Here is an 18,130-nt window from a genome sequence, read left to right as displayed (position 1 = left end):
AGCCTAGGGGAGACCCCACAGAGAGCGTAGCGAACGAGGAGACTTCCCAGCTCCCCGCAGGAAAGCGAGCTGCCCCACAGCAAGGCCAAGCACCCATCAACCGTAACGAACCCAACACTTTAACAAAGTCCATAAAAAAGACTACTCTCCATCTGGAAAGTAGTCTTCTAAAGTCTTTACTCTTCTTTCATCCACGCTGGCTTACCAAACCCTTGAAACTCTTCATCAATAATCTTCTCGAACTCATCAGATTCAATGACTTCTTTAATATCCTTCACAAATTGAGAATCTAGATCTTCCGTTTTAACCGCTACCCGGTTACGATACTGATCAGGCATGTCTTCAAGAGCGAGTGCGTTTAATAAATCCATCTCCGCTGCAAGGGCATAGTTACCAGGGACAAGTGATAAGTCTTCACTATCGACGAGGCGTGGTAGCTGAGCCGCTTCTACTTCTACAAATTCAAGTTCTTTAGGATTTTCTTTAATATCTCTTAAAGAAGCACGAAGAGGATCAACATCTTCTTTAATCTTCACTAATCCCTCATCCTCTAAGATAATTAAGGCACGGGCTAAATTCGTCGGATCATTCGGTAGCGCCATCGAACTTCCCTTTTTAATGCTTTCAATATCATCAAACTGATTCGAATAGATTCCCATTGGAGCTGTAGGAACAATAATCACTTCAGATAAATCCAAATCATGCTCTTTTGCAAAAGATTCTAAGTAAATACCGTGCTGAAACAAGTTCGCGTCGAGGTCTCCACTGGCCAACGCTTTGTTTGGTTGTACATAATCTGTGAATTCTTTATTCTTCACTTCATACCCTTTCTCTTCAAGAAGTGGCGCGATCGCTTTAGTAACCATATCGCTGTATGGACCAGAAGTTGCCCCGAATTGAATCGTCTCTTTTCCAGAGGCGTCTGCATTTTCATCTCCACCACAAGCCGCTAAAACGGTAAGCGTTAGTAGCGCAATACCTAGTGTAAATAATTTCTTCATTGTAATTGTCTCCTTTATTAGCTCTTTTTCACTGACTTTGCTGTAAAATCTCCAACGTACTGAATAACCTGGACCATAACAATTAAGAGAATAACCGTTGTAAACATGACAAAGTTGTCATAACGGTAGTATCCATATCGGATCGCTAAATCACCAATACCACCGCCTCCGATCGTTCCAGCCATGGCTGAATAGCCTACAAGACTAATAGCAGTAATTGTCAAACCACTGATCAGACCTGACTTAATCTCAGGAAAAATAATATCCTTAATAATGAGCCATGGTGATGCCCCGCAAGAGATAGCAGCTTCAATTACACCTCGATCAATATCTCTAGCTGATGACTCTACTATACGTGCATAAAAGGGAATGGCGGCTACAGATAACGAAACAGATGCTGCCACTGGTCCTGTTGTTGTTCCTAATAATAGATCGGTAAACGGAAACAAAAAGACTAATAAAATGATAAACGGAACAGAACGGACAAGGTTTACAATGACACCAGTTATACTCTTCACCCATTTATTCTCAAGGAACAAATCGCGATCCGTGACGAACAAAAGCAACCCAAGCGGTAATCCAACTACAAATGAAACCACTAACCCGATTCCTACCATAATTAACGTATCGATAAAGGACTTACTCAGCTCTGGCCATAGTGTAATCAGTTGATCGATCATTCTCTATCACCTCCACTTCTCCTAGTGTTGCTCCGAGACTTGCTAGCGCCCGGTTAACTTCTTGTTCGTCCCCTTTCAATTCCATGACAAAGGTTCCAAGTGGTTTCTCCTGAATATAATCGATCTTTCCGTGAAGAATATTGCCTCGTATCCTGTGCTCTTGAAGCAAGTCAGACACAATCGCTTCCCCTGCTAATTCTCCAGTGAATTTCAAAAGGACGATTGTTCCCTGGGTCTTCTTAAGGAGTGCCTCAGGAATCGTAAAATCGATCACCGTTTTAATGAATCGTTCCGTTAACTCATTCTGTGGATTCGCAAAGATATCGTATGTATCTCCTTCCTCGACCACCCTGCCTTGTTCCATAACCGCGCAACGATCACAGATTTCTTTAACAACTTCCATCTCATGTGTAATCAACACAATCGTCAAACCTAGTTCCTTATTAATCTTCTTCAGCAAATGAAGAATGGACTGGGTTGTATTTGGATCAAGAGCAGAAGTGGCTTCATCACACAGTAGCACTTTCGGGTTATTGGCAAGAGCTCTTGCAATACTTACGCGCTGTTTTTGCCCTCCACTTAGTTGAGCGGGGTACTGGTTCGCTTTATCCGATAAACCAACAAGTTCAAGCAATTCTTCTGCTCGTTGTTTACGCTCTACACGTCCAACCCCTGCAGCTTTTAAGGCAAACCCTACATTTTCTACTACGGTTTTAGCCATTGTGAGGTGGAACCCTTGAAAGATCATCCCGATGGATTGGCGTGCTTTTCTTAGTTCTTTTGATGACAGAGACATGAGATCGATTCCATCTATCGTCACCTTTCCATTCGTTGGACGCTCAAGGATATTCAGGCAACGTAAGAGTGTACTCTTCCCTGCCCCGCTATACCCCACGATTCCGAAGACTTCCCCTTGATTGATACTCAAGGATACATCGTCTACACCGACTACTGTTCCTTCTTTCGATGTGTATGTCTTACTCAACTGTTGTATTGAAATCATCGATCTCCCCCCATTTCTAAACTGTCGATTGTTCCGTATCGTGCCAAAAACCCTTGTAAAAATAAAAAAACTCTTTTCCATTTGGAAGAGAGTTTCGCTAATTAAAGACCTGCAAAACCCTTATCTCCCAGAATGTGTTTCATTCTGACGGAATTAGCACCACTCCAATTGGAAGGTTGCTGTGACGTCAACGGGCCTATCCCTCGGTCACTCTTGATAAGAATTGAAATCGTTTATTCAGTTATACTTTATCACTTTAACGCATGTTATTGTTTTTGTAAATAATATTCTGAACTTTTGTTCAAAAGAAAAAGCAGGAACCTTTATCGGTTTCCTGCTTAATCTTTCCGTACTAATTTCACAACTGACTCCACATGGTAAGTTTGCGGGAACATATCAACTGGCTGAATGCCTTCAACTTGATACCCGTTCTTTACCAAGTACTTTAAATCACGAGCCTGCGTTTCTGGGTTACACGATACATACACAACACGCTTCGGTTTAAGCTTCGCAACACTTGATAAGAACGCTTCGTCACTACCGCTTCGTGGCGGGTCCATAATAACGACATCTGCTTTCTCACCCTTTGAAGCCATGTTGACCATAAACTCACCGGCATCGCCTTGATAGAAGCGTGCATTCTTCACACCATTACGCTTGGAGTTGCGAATAGCATCGCGAACGGCGTCTTTGTTCAGCTCTACACCAATTACGTTGCCAGCCTCTTTACTCGCAATAAGCCCAATCGTACCAATTCCGCAATAGGCGTCGATTACGGTTTCATTTCCTGTAAGCTCTGCCATTTCAATGGCTTTCCCGTATAATTTCTCCGTTTGAACCGGGTTGATTTGATAGAATGATTTCGCCGAGATCTCGAATTCCATTCCACCAAGCGTATCCGTAATCGTTCCTTTACCAAATAGAACCTTCTCCTGATCACCAAGAACCATAGACGTTTTCTTGTTGTTCACGTTCATAAGAAGGGTTGTAATTTCAGGATGAGCTTTTCGTAAAGCTTTCACGAAATTATTCTTTCCCTTGAATTCAGATGAGGCGGTAACGAGTACGACCATAATCTCACCGCTGACCTTACCGACCTTAATGAGCACGTGGCGTAGAAAGCCTTGTCCCGTGTCTTCATTATAAGGCTGCATTTTCGAATTCTTGAGATAGTCTTTAATCGTATTCACAATCTCGTCCGCTTTCGGATCATGAATCAAACAGCGGTCCATTGGAATAATCTCATGGCTATTCTGTGCATAAAGACCACCAATCACCTGGCGATTATGGTTCAGACCAAATGTCGTATGGCTCTTGTTTCGGTAATCATACGGATGGTCCATTGTCATAATCGGAAGTGGCTTGCCAAATGGTTTCATCAGTTTGTCGATCGTTTTCTGTTTGAAGCGATCTTGGGCGTTATTCGTCATATGTTGAAGCTGACAGCCTCCACACTGATAGTAATACGGGCATGGTGGATCCACGCGTTCTTTCGCCGCGCTTATAACCCGCTTCACTTCCGCATTCACATATGGACCTTGTTTAGAAACAAGGACTTCTGCCTTCTCACCAGGTAAGAGATGCGGAACCTCAAGCTCTTTCCCATCCCACTGAGCAATGCCTTTGCCCTCAGCAGTCAGACCAGAGCATGTCACTTCAGCAGTTATAGCTTTCCCGCCGCCACGCTGACGTTTATCAGACGCATTACGCTTGCCTTTTGATTTGCTGTCTCCACGATTTCCGCGCGTTGCTTGTTTTTTTCCGTACGGTTTCTCAGAACTATTGGGTTTATTTCTGGTTTTATTCCCAGACTTCTTATATCCGTTATTCTTACGTTTATTCATAGGCACTTCCCAACTTTTCTTCTTTGACACTCCATTATATACTACAGAGAGCGAACAGTAAAACTAGTAAAACTCTCCCCTTTGGGAATGGTTCCCCTTCTACGCCAGTATTTTCTTTTCATCCACCATTCTCTATTCCATATAATGTAAGTGTGTGATACGGTAAATGTTGTGTTCCTAAAAATGGAATGAAACCTTTTATTTACCATAAACGTAAAGGGATACAGTAACTAACAAAGGAGTTGATTGTTTGTCATCTAAACCACTTGTAGTTAAAAATCTATCAAAATCGTTTAAGAAAAAAACCATTATTGATGACCTTTCCTTCGAGCTTGATAAAGGAAAAATTCATGGGTTCCTAGGCCCAAACGGAGCTGGGAAAACAACGACGATTCGTATGCTTGTAAGCCTTCTTCACGCTGACAAAGGAGAAATTATCGTAAACGGATCTAACATCAAGACTGAACGAAACAAGGCTCTTTCAAGTATTGGGGCTGTAGTTGAAAATCCAGAGATGTATAACTTTATGTCTGGAACAGAAAACATGCAACACTTCAGCCGTATGCACTCGCCTAAGATTTCACAGGAGCGGATCAACGAGCTTGTAAGTTTCGTAGAGTTAACAGGAGCCATTGATGATAAAGTCAAAACGTATTCTCTAGGGATGAAGCAAAGGCTGGGTATCGCACAGGCCCTTCTTCATAAACCATCGATCCTCATTCTTGATGAACCGACAAATGGCCTCGATCCAAAAGGGATCCGGGAGCTGCGAAGTTATCTCAGAACACTGGCCGATGATGAAGGAGTTACTGTACTTGTTTCCACGCACCTTTTATCAGAAGCGGAAATGATGTGTGATGAAGTGTTGATCATCCAAGACGGGAAGTTCGTCAAACAATTCTCTATGAACGAAAAGACTGAATCTGAAGAACAAAGAGTAAAGGCTTTATTCCGTGCTACTTCTAACAAAGACCTCATCCCTGTGCTCGAGAAATACGGTACAGTAGAAGAAGATAAGAAGTACATAACGCTTTCAGGAATTGAACAAGACCAAATTCCGACCATTATTAAAGAAGCTTCAGACCAAGGAATCCTATTGTACGAAGTCATCCTAAAAGATACCCTTGAAGACCAATTCCTAGAACTGACAGGAGGCGAAAAAGCATGAGCTCTTTAATCTATAACGAACTGTTAAAGACCTGGTACCGAAACCGAGTGAAATGGTTCCTTATCATTGTACTAGGGCTATACCTAATTCTATCGTTTTCCCTACGTATCTTTTTAAACGAAGGGGCGCTTCCACCAGCAGCAATTTTCCTTAGCCTGTCCCAAACTTTTATTAATGGGACCTTCCTGTTATTTTACGGAGTCATTATAACAACTTCTGCGATCACAAGTGAATTTCATAAAGGGACAATTAAGCAATTGGCAATCCGCCCTATTTCACGCCTGTCTATTCTAGGTTCCAAATTATTGAGCGGCTTTCTGGCTATCCTCATGCTTATAATCGTTGTCAACATTGTCATTTATCTTGTATCTGTATTGCTGTTCGATGCATCAACTGCTTCTGAAAACCTTTTTGTGACAGCTGCTTTAACTTGTTTATATCAAATACCTACTTACGTGTTTTATCTTTGTCTTTCTGTCCTTATCGGGACGTTGTTTAAAAGCACTACTGTGGCGGTTGTTTTATTCTTTGTTATCGATACAGCGGGTAACATGATTACTGGAGTTCTTCACCTACTAGATTGGAATACAAGTTACTTTATCTATCCAAACCTACTACTTGAGGTTTACAGCGATAATGAAATCATCAAACAGCCCATGATAATGGGAGCAGGAGAAGGACTACTATTTTCTCTGACAATCATTTTCGTATACTCTCTCGTATTAGCCGTCATCGGTTTTTACAGATTCCAAAAGCAAGACATCGCTTAATACAGATAGGAGGCATTTCCAATGGACCATCCTACTCGGGAAGAATTTGAGAAATTAAAACGAGAAGTAGAAGACCTTAAAGAACCAACGCGTAATACGAGTACCGAAGTTGCAGGCATCATCGCCGGCGCAGCCGTCGCGATTACGGCTATAATTGGTATCTTCTGGTTTTAAACGGATCTTTGTAGTGAAAGATGATTACGAACGACAGCAAAGAACCCTAAGGTTACTTTCCCTAGGGTTCTTTGCTATTTTATCGGGTCGTGGTTAGACCCCTTTATACGCCTGACGATAAACTTCTGCTAACTCTGTTACGAGAGGAAGTTTTGGATTCGCCGTTGTACATTGATCTGCAAACGCTCGGTCTGCTAACAAATCCAGTTTAGCTTCAAATTCTTTGGCATCGACTCCGTTCTCAGCTATGCTCATTGGAATATTTAGTTCCTGTGCCAAACGAATAATAGCTTGAACTAAACTCTCAACACCCTCTTCTGTTGTGCGTGCTGGTAATCCTAGCATACGGGCGATTTCAGCATAACGGACATCAGCTTTGAAGTGCTCATACTTAGGAAATGCTGTGAATTTATTTGGTTTTGTTGCATTGTAACGGATTACGTGTGGCATAAGGATGGCATTAGAACGACCGTGAGCAATGTGGAACTCAGCGCCTAATTTATGAGCCAAACTGTGGTTAATACCTAGGAATGCATTGGCAAAAGCCATTCCGGCAATCGTTGACGCATTATGCATTTTCTCACGCGCTTCTTCATCCTTATCCCCATTGCGATAAGCTCTTGGTAGATACTCAAACACGAGTTGAATAGCTTTCATTGCAAGCCCGTCTGTATAATCGTTGGCCATATTAGACACGTAAGCTTCAATTGCATGTGTCAGAACATCCATGCCTGTATCTGCCGTAACGACTTTTGGTACGGTCATGACAAACTGAGGATCGATAATCGCTACATCAGGTGTTAACTCATAATCAGCTAACGGATATTTCACATTCTCTTCTTTATCTGTAATAACAGAGAAGGATGTCACCTCTGAACCTGTTCCAGATGTCGTAGGAATGGCTACAAATTGAGCTTGTAAGCCTAGTTCAGGATATTTGAAGACACGCTTACGAATGTCCATGAATTTCTGCTTCAATCCGTTGAAATCTGTATCAGGTTGTTCGTAGAAAAGCCACATTCCTTTAGCCGCATCCATTGCTGATCCCCCACCTAGCGCAATGATGACGTCTGGCTGGAACTGCTTCATCATTTCTGCCCCGCGCATGACTGTGTCACTAGATGGATCTGGTTCTACATCAGAGAAGATTTCACAGTGAACGTAATCTGGACGTTTCCGTAAGTAGTGCAAGATTTTATCAACATACCCAAGCTTCACCATGCCCTCATCGGTAACGATAAAGGCTCTTGAAATCTTAGGCATTTTCGCTAAATATTGAATGGAGTTCTTCTCAAAATAAATCTTTGGCGGAATTTTAAACCACTGCATGTTATTTGTTCGCTTCGCCATTTTCTTAACATTGATTAAGTGAACGGATCCTACGTTTGTAGACACTGAGTTCCCTCCATATGTTCCACAGCCTAGTGTTAGGGAAGGCATGTAAGCATTATAGATATCTCCAATAGCACCTTGAGAAGATGGTGCATTCACAATGAGACGGCCTGCTTTCATTCGTAGACCAAAGGCATCAATGACCTGCTGATCTTCTGTATGGATAACGGCGGAGTGACCTAATCCACCAAACTCAAGCATTTCTTCTGCTCGTTTGAATCCTTCTTCAGTAGAATTCGCTCTATAACAAGCAAGCACTGGGCTAAGCTTTTCCCTAGATAATGGGTAATTAGGGCCGACACCTTTTAATTCGGCTACTAGAATTTTAGTATCTTTTGGTACCGTAATCCCTGCCATTTGAGCGATTTCAAAGGCTGGCTTCCCTACAATATCTGCGTTAACCGCACAAGAATGCTCATTGATCACAAGCTTTTCAACTTTTGCTCGTTCTTCTGGGTTTAGGAAGTAGCATTTGTTATCAATCATTTCCTGTTTAACGTCTTCATAGATCTCTTTATCAATAATCACCGCTTGCTCAGATGCACAAATCATTCCATTATCAAACGTTTTCGATAGGATTAAATCGTTCACCGACCGTTTTAGATTCGCTGTCTTTTCAATGTAACAAGGAACGTTACCAGGTCCTACACCAAGAGCTGGCTTCCCTGAGCTATAGGCTGACTTCACCATACCTGCTCCACCTGTTGCTAGAATAAGAGAGATGCCATCGTGGGTCATCAGTTTCTGAGTTGCCTCTAAAGAAGGCGTCTCAATCCATTGCACGCAGTGTTCCGGTGCCCCCGCGCGAACCGCTGCATCCCTGACCACTCTAGCTGCTTCTGTACTACATTTCTGAGCAGAAGGGTGGAAAGCAAAGATAATCGGGTTCCCTGTTTTAATCGACGTAATCGCTTTAAACATCGTGGTCGATGTTGGATTAGTAACAGGTGTAACCCCCGCAATGACTCCTACTGGTTCTGCAATTTCTACCATACCTTCTTCGCTTAATTCATTGATGACGCCAACCGTTTTATCGTATTTAATATTGTGATAGATATATTCCGTTGAAAACAAGTTTTTGATGATTTTATCTTCATAAACGCCACGCTTTGTTTCTTCTACCGCTAATTTAGCAAGAGGCATATGTTGATCTAATCCAGCAAGAGCCATTTCCTTCACAATGAAATCAATCTGTTCCTGATTCAGTTCCTTCATTCCCACTAAAGCCTTTTTCCCATTCGCCACTAATGCATCAACCATTTTAGATGCTTTTTCAACTTTTAATTGCTTTTCTTCAACAGCCATTTTAAACCCTCCCATTAGTTTGTGAAACATTTCACATGATTATTTAAAAAATGACTTTCTACTTCTTAAGCACAAGCTGGGTTACGCGGAATCTTAACAAAGGAAATATCTTTATACATGCGTGCGTTTTGTTTAATCATCACAACATGATTTGTGGTCCAGATATATGATGGTATTTCTTGACCATCCTCCAACATCATTGCTTTAAACTTATCTCCTAAACTTTGTTCAAACAACTCAAGTGTATAGGTCTCAGTATCAGTGGTGAAGTCTTGCCATTCGCAGAGGATCATGGTTATCACTCCTTGTTTTCTTTGGTTGAATACATCATATCACCTGACAGCGCTTACAGTTTGTGAAACATTTCACAAATTTGTGAACAAAATTTTCTAGCTCTCTGTAGCACTATGACCGGGCATCTATCCATGTACATGAAGACATCATCTCTAACAATAAAAAGCCTTGCTCCCGGCGTCCAGGGTGCAAGGCTTTTGGTTTAATAATAGTCAGCTTCTTTAAGATCTGCCACTAGAATGTACCTTTCTGGTGCAGATCCGATAAAATTAAATGGATAACATGTAGTTACTGTTAAGGTCGCCTCTGGTTTTGGTACAATAACCGTTCGGTCTTCCGCATCAACGATCCGCACTTTCCTTACTTTATAGGTGAATTTACCAGCATCTGTAGTAACCATGAGGAGATCATTCATACCAACTTTTCCTAGACTTCGAAACACCGTATCCCGGTGCCCAGAAAGAACGGAGTTATCCTTTTCACCAGGTAGAACACTTCCTGCAAAATGCCCAACACCTTTGGCTAATTCATCTTCATCTGTTCCGTGATAGATAGGCAATGTGGCATCCAATTTTGGAATATATAGATCGCCTATCCTCTCGCCCTCTTTTGGACGTTCTGAATATAAGGGTTTTTCATTGCTTTCTATTTGAGGGGAGACAACACTTACATCTCCTTGTATCTCCTCTTCAGCTGCAACGTTATATTTAAAGAGAAAGTACCCTTTGGCCAAAGTGTATACATTCGTTGTTGTGAGCCACCAACCACCAGCCATCAAGACTACATATGCACACAAAGCTAGATAGTTCCTGCCTTTTTTATTCCCTTTCATATTTGAACCTGCGGTAAATGAACAAACCTAAACCCATTACAGCAAGTCCAATAGCTGTTTTCTCTACAGCAAAGGAAGCTGTATCTGGCAGTTTGCCCCCTCGTTCCGTTTGGAAGACCACCGGATCTCCTTCAGTACCAGACTTTGGCGACTGAGGTTTTACAGGTTCAGGGGGCTTACTTTCACTTTGATTCTTTAACTCCCCAACCTGTGCCAAATCCTTCCCGGTGTCCCTAATAAGCTCTGAACTGAACATATCTGCTGTCAGCACTATATCAGCGAGGAACTCACCCTTAGCCGTATTGAGTACGACCATCAAGTCGTAACCATCTGATGAGGCCATCCTCAGAATCGAGGAAATCGAAACGGCTTCCTTCTCTCCATCCTTTACTAAGTAAAAAGAGGGGTCTAATTCTAGCAATTGCATCAACTGCGTGAATATATCGAGCAATTCCGCTACTTGCTCTTCTGATAACTGTGTCGCCACCTCAAACTCACTAAAAGCCATCATTCGAGTAGCAATCTGATCCAACCTGTCTACCTTAGCTGAATCCTCAAAATCCAGTTGAATGAAGTGATTAAATAATCGCTCCAATTCTTCCTCAGTTAGACCTAATTCTGCAAAAAGAGCTTCTATATCTTCATAATCCATGTCTTCATTCGTATATAGGTAATTCCATATCGCCAACTCTAGATCATCGATATATTCATAGTTTTCAATGGAATCATCATTTTGTTCAAGTAACTCAAGAAGTTCTTCGTAAGTTAATTCATACTCTTCAAGGAGCTGTTTAAGAGCCTCATCCGTTAAAGGAGATAAATTGTAAAAAGAGAGGTCCATATCAAGGTCATCTAAAAAAGTATAGACATCAAGAATGCGTTGACCCTCCTCCAACTCTCCATTCTCCATTAATAATTGAGAAGCTTCCTCTAAACTTAAGCCGTAGTCATCAAGCAGTGCATTTAAATTTTCGTCAGTCAATGGCTCACCTAGAAATTCGGTAAGTTCATCTATGTCTTCAAATTCATCAAGACTTAGATCGTAAAAATCAAGATATTCCTCTAAATCCTGAACCGTCCACCCCAACTCTTCTACTAAGCTATCCACCTCAACAGAATGAGGTGCTGCAGAACTTACAGCAGGAAACAAAGCAACCAAAAAACCGACTAACACCACTAATAAAAGACCTCTCACCAGTTTTCCTCCTACTATTCAATTGTTAATTTCTAGAATAGTATAAGTCTACTTCTTCAAAAAAGATAGCTTTATTTTTCCATAATGAATGCGCTTAAAATTTTTATCAGAAACCTCTTACTTCCCCTCCATAACAAGGGATATTGGAGTGATATTAAAATTCTTCATATAAAAACTTAAAAGGAATGGTTACACAACCAAGCCCTCTTGCGTAATCTGTACCATAACAGTTAACAAAATTATTTTTTGTTATATAAAAGGAGCGAATCATTCATGAAAAAGTCAGATCAAAAAGGTACAGTTTCTTGCCCCCAATGTGGAACAGAAGTTAAATCACAGGTATATACGTACATGATGGAATGTGATCGTTGTCTATCTAAGAAAGACGAGTAAACATTGTAGCCCCTGTGTTAGATCAGGAATCAGACTGTTTATTATCTATAAAAAAGGTGGCGATTACGTGGAAATGAAAACGAATAACTGGGTGGTGGAAGGAGACGTTTCTCCTTCCTTCGCTGAAGTTTTGACCCCAGATGCTTTAGCTTTCTTAGAACAGCTTCATCATCGCTTTAACACGAGAAGATTGGAGTTGTTAACAGAGCGGAAAAAGCTTCAACAACAATTAGACCAAGGAACGAAACCATCTTTCCTTAAAGATTCTGTCTCTATCAGAGAAACAGAGTGGCGCATTGCTCCCCTCCCTCATGATTTGCAGGATCGTCGAGTTGAAATAACAGGACCAGTTGATCGAAAAATGGTCATTAACGGACTGAATTCTGGTGCCAAGGTCTTTATGGCGGATTTTGAAGATGCCAATTCGCCAACTTGGGCCAATACAATACAAGGACAAATCAACTTAAGAGACGCCATTCGAGGAACGATCTCTTTCCAAAATGACAAAGGCAAAGTCTATGAATTAAAAAAAGACACGGCCACTCTTATGGTCCGCCCAAGAGGCTGGCATCTTGAAGAAAAGCATATGACCTTAAATGGTGAAGCCGCTTCAGCTAGCTTAATCGATTTTGGACTTTATTTCTTTCATAATGCCAAACAGCTCATAGAGAAAGGCTCGGGCCCTTACTTTTACCTGCCGAAACTTGAGAACCATTTAGAAGCAAGACTTTGGAATGATGTCTTCTTATTTTCGCAAAAAGCATTAAATATCCCGACCGGAACCATTAAGGCAACAGTCTTATTAGAGACGATCTTGGCCGCCTTTGAAATGGATGAAATTCTGTATGAACTAAAAGAACATTCAGCTGGTTTGAACTGCGGGCGATGGGATTACATCTTCAGTTACCTTAAGAAATTTCGAAATGACCCATCCGTTATCCTACCTGATCGCTCTGAAGTAACCATGACAAGTCCGTTTATGAGAGCCTACTCTCTTCTAACAATCCAGACCTGCCACAGAAGAGGTGCACCAGCCATTGGAGGTATGGCAGCGCAAATCCCTGTGAAAAACGACGACCAGCGAAACAAAGAAGCTTTTGAGAAAGTGAAAGCTGATAAACAAAGAGAAGTACATGACGGCCATGACGGCACATGGGTCGCTCACCCTGCGATGGTCCAAACGGCTATGAATATCTTTAACAAGCACATGCGGACACCGAACCAAATCAACAGGCTAATTACAAATCTTCAGGTTACAGAGGAGAACTTACTCGAAATACCTGAAGGATCTATAACAGAAGCAGGCGTTCGTACGAATATCAATGTCGGTATTCACTATCTAGCTTCATGGCTAGAAGGCCGAGGCGCTGCTCCTATCCATAACCTTATGGAAGACGCTGCAACTGCAGAAATTTCCCGTGCTCAGGTGTGGCAGTGGATTCGTCACCCTAAAGGAATTTTAGACGACGGCAGAAAGGTCACGCTTGAATTAGTGGAGCAATGGAAGCAGGAGGAATTACTAGCTATTCAACAAGAGGTTGGATCAGAAACTTTTAAGAATGGTTCGTATAAGCTAGCAGATCGCTTATTTGAGAAATTCATTCGTGATGACGATTTTGCTGAGTTTTTAACACTCCAAGCTTATAAACACTTACCTTAAGGGGGATTACAGGGATGACAAACGAACGTATCGAAAAACTATTGAAAGATTGGAAAGACGAAAGCCGCTATGGAAATGTGACACGTCCATATGAAGCAGAAGATGTTATTAAGTTAAGAGGGTCAATGGATATCGAGTACACGCTTGCTGACCAAGGAGCGAAGAAACTTTGGCGTTTATTACATGAAGAGAACTACGTTCATGCACTCGGTGCCCTGACTGGTAATCAGGCAATGCAGCAAGTGAAAGCTGGACTGAAGGCCATCTACTTAAGCGGATGGCAAGTAGCAGCGGATGCGAACCTTTCTGGTCACATGTATCCGGACCAAAGTCTTTACCCTGCAAATAGTGTCCCTCAAGTTGTGAAGCGTATTAATCAAGCGCTTCAACGGGCGGATCAGATTCATCATATGGAAGTAAACAACGATATAGACTGGTTTGCTCCCATTGTTGCCGATGCAGAAGCGGGTTTCGGAGGGCAGCTTAACGTTTTCGAACTGATGAAAAGCATGATTGAGGCCGGTGCCTCTGCTGTTCACTTTGAAGACCAACTTTCCTCAGAGAAGAAATGCGGGCACCTTGGCGGGAAAGTATTGCTCCCTACTCAGACCGCCGTACGAAATTTAATCTCTGCCCGCTTTGCTGCAGACGTAATGGGCGTTCCGACGGTCATTATCGCACGTACAGACGCCAATGCTGCTGACTTAATTACGAGCGATATAGATCCAACGGATGGTCCCTTCCTCACAGGTGAACGAACAGCTGAAGGATTTTATAAAACACGCGCAGGGCTTGATCAAGCCATTGCACGCGGGCTTTCCTATGCCCCTTATGCGGATTTAGTATGGTGTGAAACCTCTGAACCAAATCTAGATGAAGCCAAACAATTTGCAGAGGCGATCCATGAACAGTATCCTGGTAAACTGCTCGCTTACAACTGCTCCCCTTCTTTCAATTGGAAGAAGAAATTAAGTGATGACACCATTGCTGAGTTCCAGCAAGAACTAAGTAAGATGGGCTACAAGTTCCAATTCGTCACACTAGCCGGATTCCACGCTCTCAATCACAGCATGTTTGAACTTTCAAGAGAATACAAAGAAAGAGGCATGGAAGCCTACTCCGAACTCCAGCAAGCAGAATTTGCTAGCGAGAAGGACGGCTATTCCGCTACGCGCCACCAGCGTGAAGTCGGAACAGGGTATTTTGATGAAGTGGCTCAAGTAATTTCTGGCGGGACGTCTTCTACTGTTGCGTTGAAGGGATCTACGGAGGAAGAGCAGTTTAAAGACTAGAACATACATTTGAAATAAGTATCTATACTAAAAGCCTCCCTTTTCTTAAGGAAGGCTTTTTTTGAGTACAAATATTAACACGTGTAAAAGGGGTCTTTATGAAGAAAACTAACTTTTAGGAGGTGATTGACTTGGCTCTAGACGTACTATGTGAAGTGAAAAACTGTGTCCATAATGAAGGTGGAGAAAAATGTGGTGCAACGTCCATTTTCATCATTAGTGAAACTGGCAAAACCGCTTCTTCTCAACAAGAAACAGATTGCAAAACTTTTGAACCGATAGAAGCATAATTAAGCATCCAGAGAATAACAGGAACTCCTGTAGTACTCTTCTTTATATTCAAAAAAGACTACTTCCCAAATAAGGAAATAGTCTTTTTCTAAACTATTGTGTTTCATAATGAACTAGGAAGATGTGTAAGGAAAATTTACTTTTGTTGAGGATCAGCCTCCAACAGAAGATCAACTAAATGCACAGCATCCATGGTGTGTGTAACTCCCTCACGTTCTATTCCAAGTTTCATCTGCAACAAACATCCTGGGTTTGTGGTTATAACCGATTCTGAATTGGTCCCACACACATCTTTCATTTTTACATCTAATACATCCATGGAATCTTCATAATTCACGATGTTATAAATACCAGCTGAACCGCAGCAAAAATCAGGACGGTCCAATTCTTTTAATGTGATACCAGGAACATCTTTAATTAGCTGAAGTGGTGGATTTTTCACTTTTTGAACATTGGTCATATGGCAAGAGGGTTGATAGGTTATGGTTCGATCAACAGATTTATTGAAGACCAAGTCATCTACCTCTGCAAGGACTTCTGAAATATCTCGAACTTTAGAAACAAATTGTTCCGCTCGCTCCCGCCATGTAGTACCTTCTTCAAACAAATGATGATACTCCACCATTCGAGCCCCGCATCCTCCTGCGTTGTTGACGATATAATCAATTTCTTCTTCCTCAAATGCCTTAATATTTCGCTTCGCTAACTCTACAGACTCATTTACCTTTCCAGAGTGTGCATGTAGCGCACCGCAACAGGTTTGCTGTTCAGGTAGCACCACTTCGAAACCAAATCGCAAAAGCAATTCAATCGTGTTTTGATTTGTTTCAAAGAATACACTGTCCATCACGCATCCTGTAAAGAAGGCTACTTTAGCGTGCGCAGGTCTCTTTCGTTTATAGCGCTTCGCCCGTTTTGAACGCTCTTTAGGAGATGGCTGCTGAGGAATCACTTGTTCAAATTTATCCAAATGAAGTGGTGCCAACTTTGTCAGACGTGATTTATTGGCAAGAGCTTGGATGCCGGTCTTTTGATAAAACCATGTTAAGTTGCCAAGCGTGTTCATCCACTTTCCGGAGGGGAAGAAGGAGCCGAAAAGAAAATCTTCTATTTTCTTTCTGGAAGTGGATTTGATTTGATGATCTTCGATTACTTCTTTTGCCCCTTCTAATATCTCCCCGTATTGGACATTCGTTGGGCAAACGGTCGTACAAGCCATACACCCTAGACACTTTTCAATAGGTTTCTCCAGATCTTGTACCGACGCTTTACCTTCAGCAACCATTTTAACCAGATTAATACGTCCTCTTGGAGAATGAGTCTCTCTTTCCATCGTTTCATAGGTTGGACAAGCTGGTAGACAATAACCACACTGGACACAATCAAACGTCTTATCGTAGTTGATTTTCTGTTGTAGGGCTTGAAGCTCACTCATTTCGTAACACCAGCTTTTGACCTTTCTCAGGGAAGATCTTCCCTGGATTCATGATACCATTTGGATCCCAGCTATCCTTTATCCGTTTCATCATTTCCAATCCTACAGCTCCAAGCTCATGTTCCATAAAGGGAGCTTTCATCGTACCGATTCCATGTTCTCCTGACAATGTCCCACCAAGATCAATGGCTGCCTGAAAGATCTCTTCAACGGCTTGCTCGACACGAGCCATTTCTTCTTGATCCCGCTTATCGCATAAAATATTAGGATGGAGGTTGCCGTCACCAGCATGGCCGAATACAACCACCTCCACCTGGTACTTTTCTTTAATCATATGGAGACGATCCATCATTTCAGGAATTTTACTTCGTGGTACGGTTGCGTCCTCCGATACCTTTGTCGGCTTGATTTTAGCAATTGCAGGAGAGACCTGTTTCCTTGCTTGCCAGATCTTCGTGGCTTCTTCGCTTGTTGCAGGGATACTGACATTAGAAGCTCCAATTTCTTGCATAATTCCTTCAACCAACTTCGTTTCAACTTTAAGAGCTTCTGGGTGGCCGTCTAACTCAATGATTACAATCGCTTCTGCATCAATAGGCAAGCCTGATGGTTTGAAGTTTTCAACTGCTCGGATACAAGCTTGATCCATAAACTCCATTTTTGAAGGTAGAATACCGGAAGTCAATGTGCGCGATATTGCCTTTCCAGCAGTCTGGACATCGGTAAACTCAACCATGATGGTTTGGACACCTGCAGGTTTCGGTACAAGTTTCAATGTAGCTTCTGTGATAACTCCAAGCGTTCCTTCAGAACCGACAATCAGTTTCGTCAGGTCAAACCCTGTGACATTCTTAATCGTCTGTCCACCCGTCTGAATGACTTCCCCTTCAGGAGTCACAAGCTCAAGGCCTAATACGAAATCTTTCGTCACACCATATTTCAGACCACGTGGCCCTCCTGAATTTTCGGCAAGATTACCTCCTATTGTAGCTACATGGGCGCTACTTGGATCTGGTGCATACATGAGTCCATGCTTCTCAGCTTCTTCGTTTATGCGGGCAGTAAGAACGCTAGGGGATACTTTAACCGTCAAATCGTCAGCACTTACATCGATTTTTTCAGGCCATTGGGAGAGATCAAGTACAATCCCTCCATAGACTGGCAGTGGCCCCCCGCTTAAACATGTCCCCTGCCCACGGGGATAAATAGGGATTTGATATTTATTAGCTACTTTAACGATATGTACAACTTCCTTCTTACTTTTAGCTTGAATGGCCACGTCAGGAAGATGTTCACCGAAGGAAGCATCAAAGCTATAACTATATCGATCTGCAATTTCAGTCATTATTTGATGATCTGGTATTTCCTCTTTTAGAGCTTCCATCCAATTACTCACTTATT

The 18,130-nt window shown here is 42.1% G+C and carries 16 protein-coding genes and 1 riboswitch; of the genes, 6 read left to right on the top strand and 10 right to left on the bottom strand.

What is annotated here, in order from left to right; all coding sequences use genetic code 11:
- Positions 1-176: 176 nt before the first annotated feature.
- The 4 genes from IEW76_RS16600 to rlmD all read right to left on the bottom strand — a co-directional run bounded on the left by IEW76_RS16600 (position 177) and on the right by rlmD (position 4,528).
- Positions 177-1,001 (bottom strand): MetQ/NlpA family ABC transporter substrate-binding protein, encoded by an 825-nt coding sequence (locus IEW76_RS16600; protein ID WP_188655547.1) that lies wholly within the window; start codon positions 999-1,001, stop codon positions 177-179.
- Positions 1,002-1,018: 17 nt separating this feature from the next.
- Entirely contained in the window at positions 1,019-1,681 is a 663-nt protein-coding gene (locus tag IEW76_RS16595) for a methionine ABC transporter permease (RefSeq protein WP_188655546.1), read from the bottom strand.
- Positions 1,641-2,684 carry a methionine ABC transporter ATP-binding protein gene (locus IEW76_RS16590; protein ID WP_188655545.1) on the bottom strand — a complete coding sequence of 348 codons (1,044 nt, stop codon included), beginning with the start codon at positions 2,682-2,684 and terminating at the stop codon, positions 1,641-1,643. Before IEW76_RS16590 ends, IEW76_RS16595 begins: the two co-directional genes overlap by 41 nt.
- Before the next feature lie 117 nt (positions 2,685-2,801).
- Positions 2,802-2,907: riboswitch (SAM riboswitch) on the bottom strand.
- A gap of 115 nt (positions 2,908-3,022) precedes the next feature.
- Entirely contained in the window at positions 3,023-4,528 is a 1,506-nt protein-coding gene (rlmD, locus tag IEW76_RS16585) for a 23S rRNA (uracil(1939)-C(5))-methyltransferase RlmD (RefSeq protein ID WP_188655544.1), read from the bottom strand.
- A 250-nt stretch (positions 4,529-4,778) separates the two neighbouring features.
- Between rlmD and IEW76_RS16580 the strand changes: the two genes are divergently transcribed.
- From IEW76_RS16580 to IEW76_RS16570, 3 genes are read left to right on the top strand one after another with little or no spacing between them, the layout of a single operon-like run.
- Positions 4,779-5,696 (top strand): ABC transporter ATP-binding protein, encoded by a 918-nt coding sequence (locus tag IEW76_RS16580; RefSeq protein ID WP_188655543.1) that lies wholly within the window; start codon positions 4,779-4,781, stop codon positions 5,694-5,696.
- Positions 5,693-6,466, top strand: coding sequence for an ABC transporter permease (locus IEW76_RS16575; protein ID WP_188655542.1), 774 nt, complete (start codon positions 5,693-5,695; stop codon positions 6,464-6,466). Before IEW76_RS16580 ends, IEW76_RS16575 begins: the two co-directional genes overlap by 4 nt.
- Before the next feature lie 21 nt (positions 6,467-6,487).
- A complete protein-coding gene (locus IEW76_RS16570) occupies positions 6,488-6,640 on the top strand; it encodes a hypothetical protein (RefSeq protein ID WP_188655541.1) in 153 nt (50 codons plus the stop codon).
- Positions 6,641-6,733: 93 nt separating this feature from the next.
- Here the strand turns inward: IEW76_RS16570 and adhE are convergent, their stop codons facing one another.
- The 4 genes from adhE to IEW76_RS16550 all read right to left on the bottom strand — a co-directional run bounded on the left by adhE (position 6,734) and on the right by IEW76_RS16550 (position 11,658).
- The gene (gene adhE, locus IEW76_RS16565; protein ID WP_188655540.1) at positions 6,734-9,337 is read right to left on the bottom strand and encodes a bifunctional acetaldehyde-CoA/alcohol dehydrogenase; all 2,604 of its coding nucleotides are present in this window, start codon (positions 9,335-9,337) and stop codon (positions 6,734-6,736) included.
- Between the two features lie 65 nt (positions 9,338-9,402).
- On the bottom strand, positions 9,403-9,630 hold the full coding sequence (locus IEW76_RS16560) for a hypothetical protein (protein WP_188655539.1): 228 nt from the start codon (positions 9,628-9,630) through the stop codon (positions 9,403-9,405).
- 203 nt (positions 9,631-9,833) lie between these two features.
- Positions 9,834-10,463 (bottom strand): class D sortase, LPxTATN-specific, encoded by a 630-nt coding sequence (gene srtD / locus IEW76_RS16555; protein ID WP_188655538.1) that lies wholly within the window; start codon positions 10,461-10,463, stop codon positions 9,834-9,836.
- Complete coding sequence (locus IEW76_RS16550) at positions 10,450-11,658, bottom strand: processed acidic surface protein (RefSeq protein WP_188655537.1); 1,209 nt, start codon at positions 11,656-11,658, stop codon at positions 10,450-10,452. The genes srtD and IEW76_RS16550 overlap by 14 nt, the downstream gene beginning before the upstream one ends.
- Before the next feature lie 460 nt (positions 11,659-12,118).
- Between IEW76_RS16550 and aceB the strand changes: the two genes are divergently transcribed.
- From aceB to IEW76_RS16535, 3 genes are all read left to right on the top strand, one after another.
- Positions 12,119-13,711: a malate synthase A gene (gene aceB, locus IEW76_RS16545; protein ID WP_373286012.1), complete on the top strand. Its 1,593-nt coding sequence runs from the start codon at positions 12,119-12,121 to the stop codon at positions 13,709-13,711.
- Between the two features lie 14 nt (positions 13,712-13,725).
- Positions 13,726-15,003 carry an isocitrate lyase gene (aceA, locus tag IEW76_RS16540; RefSeq protein WP_188655536.1) on the top strand — a complete coding sequence of 426 codons (1,278 nt, stop codon included), beginning with the start codon at positions 13,726-13,728 and terminating at the stop codon, positions 15,001-15,003.
- A 131-nt stretch (positions 15,004-15,134) separates the two neighbouring features.
- Entirely contained in the window at positions 15,135-15,293 is a 159-nt protein-coding gene (locus tag IEW76_RS16535; protein ID WP_084599722.1) for a DUF1540 domain-containing protein, read from the top strand.
- A gap of 137 nt (positions 15,294-15,430) precedes the next feature.
- Here the strand turns inward: IEW76_RS16535 and IEW76_RS16530 are convergent, their stop codons facing one another.
- Both IEW76_RS16530 and IEW76_RS16525 read right to left on the bottom strand, forming a co-directional pair.
- Positions 15,431-16,729, bottom strand: coding sequence for a (Fe-S)-binding protein (locus tag IEW76_RS16530; protein ID WP_188655535.1), 1,299 nt, complete (start codon positions 16,727-16,729; stop codon positions 15,431-15,433).
- Positions 16,722-18,113 carry an FAD-binding oxidoreductase gene (locus IEW76_RS16525; protein WP_188655573.1) on the bottom strand — a complete coding sequence of 464 codons (1,392 nt, stop codon included), beginning with the start codon at positions 18,111-18,113 and terminating at the stop codon, positions 16,722-16,724. Before IEW76_RS16525 ends, IEW76_RS16530 begins: the two co-directional genes overlap by 8 nt.
- Positions 18,114-18,130: the final 17 nt, after the last annotated feature.

The organism is Pontibacillus salipaludis, from assembly GCF_014642405.1.
GTDB lineage: Bacteria > Bacillota > Bacilli > Bacillales > BH030062 > Pontibacillus > Pontibacillus salipaludis.
The sequence above is the reverse complement of the archived record's forward strand: the minus strand, read 5'-3'. Positions and strand labels throughout refer to the sequence as shown.

Coding starts and splice junctions, on each gene's coding strand:
- IEW76_RS16525 (WP_188655573.1), bottom strand. CDS start 18,113: ATGGAAGCTCTAAAAGAGGAAATACCAGATCATCAAATAATGACTGAA.
- rlmD (WP_188655544.1), bottom strand. CDS start 4,528: ATGAATAAACGTAAGAATAACGGATATAAGAAGTCTGGGAATAAAACC.
- IEW76_RS16570 (WP_188655541.1), top strand. CDS start 6,488: ATGGACCATCCTACTCGGGAAGAATTTGAGAAATTAAAACGAGAAGTA.
- IEW76_RS16600 (WP_188655547.1), bottom strand. CDS start 1,001: ATGAAGAAATTATTTACACTAGGTATTGCGCTACTAACGCTTACCGTT.
- adhE (WP_188655540.1), bottom strand. CDS start 9,337: ATGGCTGTTGAAGAAAAGCAATTAAAAGTTGAAAAAGCATCTAAAATG.
- aceA (WP_188655536.1), top strand. CDS start 13,726: ATGACAAACGAACGTATCGAAAAACTATTGAAAGATTGGAAAGACGAA.
- IEW76_RS16595 (WP_188655546.1), bottom strand. CDS start 1,681: ATGATCGATCAACTGATTACACTATGGCCAGAGCTGAGTAAGTCCTTT.
- IEW76_RS16560 (WP_188655539.1), bottom strand. CDS start 9,630: ATGATCCTCTGCGAATGGCAAGACTTCACCACTGATACTGAGACCTAT.
- IEW76_RS16590 (WP_188655545.1), bottom strand. CDS start 2,684: ATGATTTCAATACAACAGTTGAGTAAGACATACACATCGAAAGAAGGA.
- IEW76_RS16530 (WP_188655535.1), bottom strand. CDS start 16,729: ATGAGTGAGCTTCAAGCCCTACAACAGAAAATCAACTACGATAAGACG.
- srtD (WP_188655538.1), bottom strand. CDS start 10,463: ATGAAAGGGAATAAAAAAGGCAGGAACTATCTAGCTTTGTGTGCATAT.
- IEW76_RS16575 (WP_188655542.1), top strand. CDS start 5,693: ATGAGCTCTTTAATCTATAACGAACTGTTAAAGACCTGGTACCGAAAC.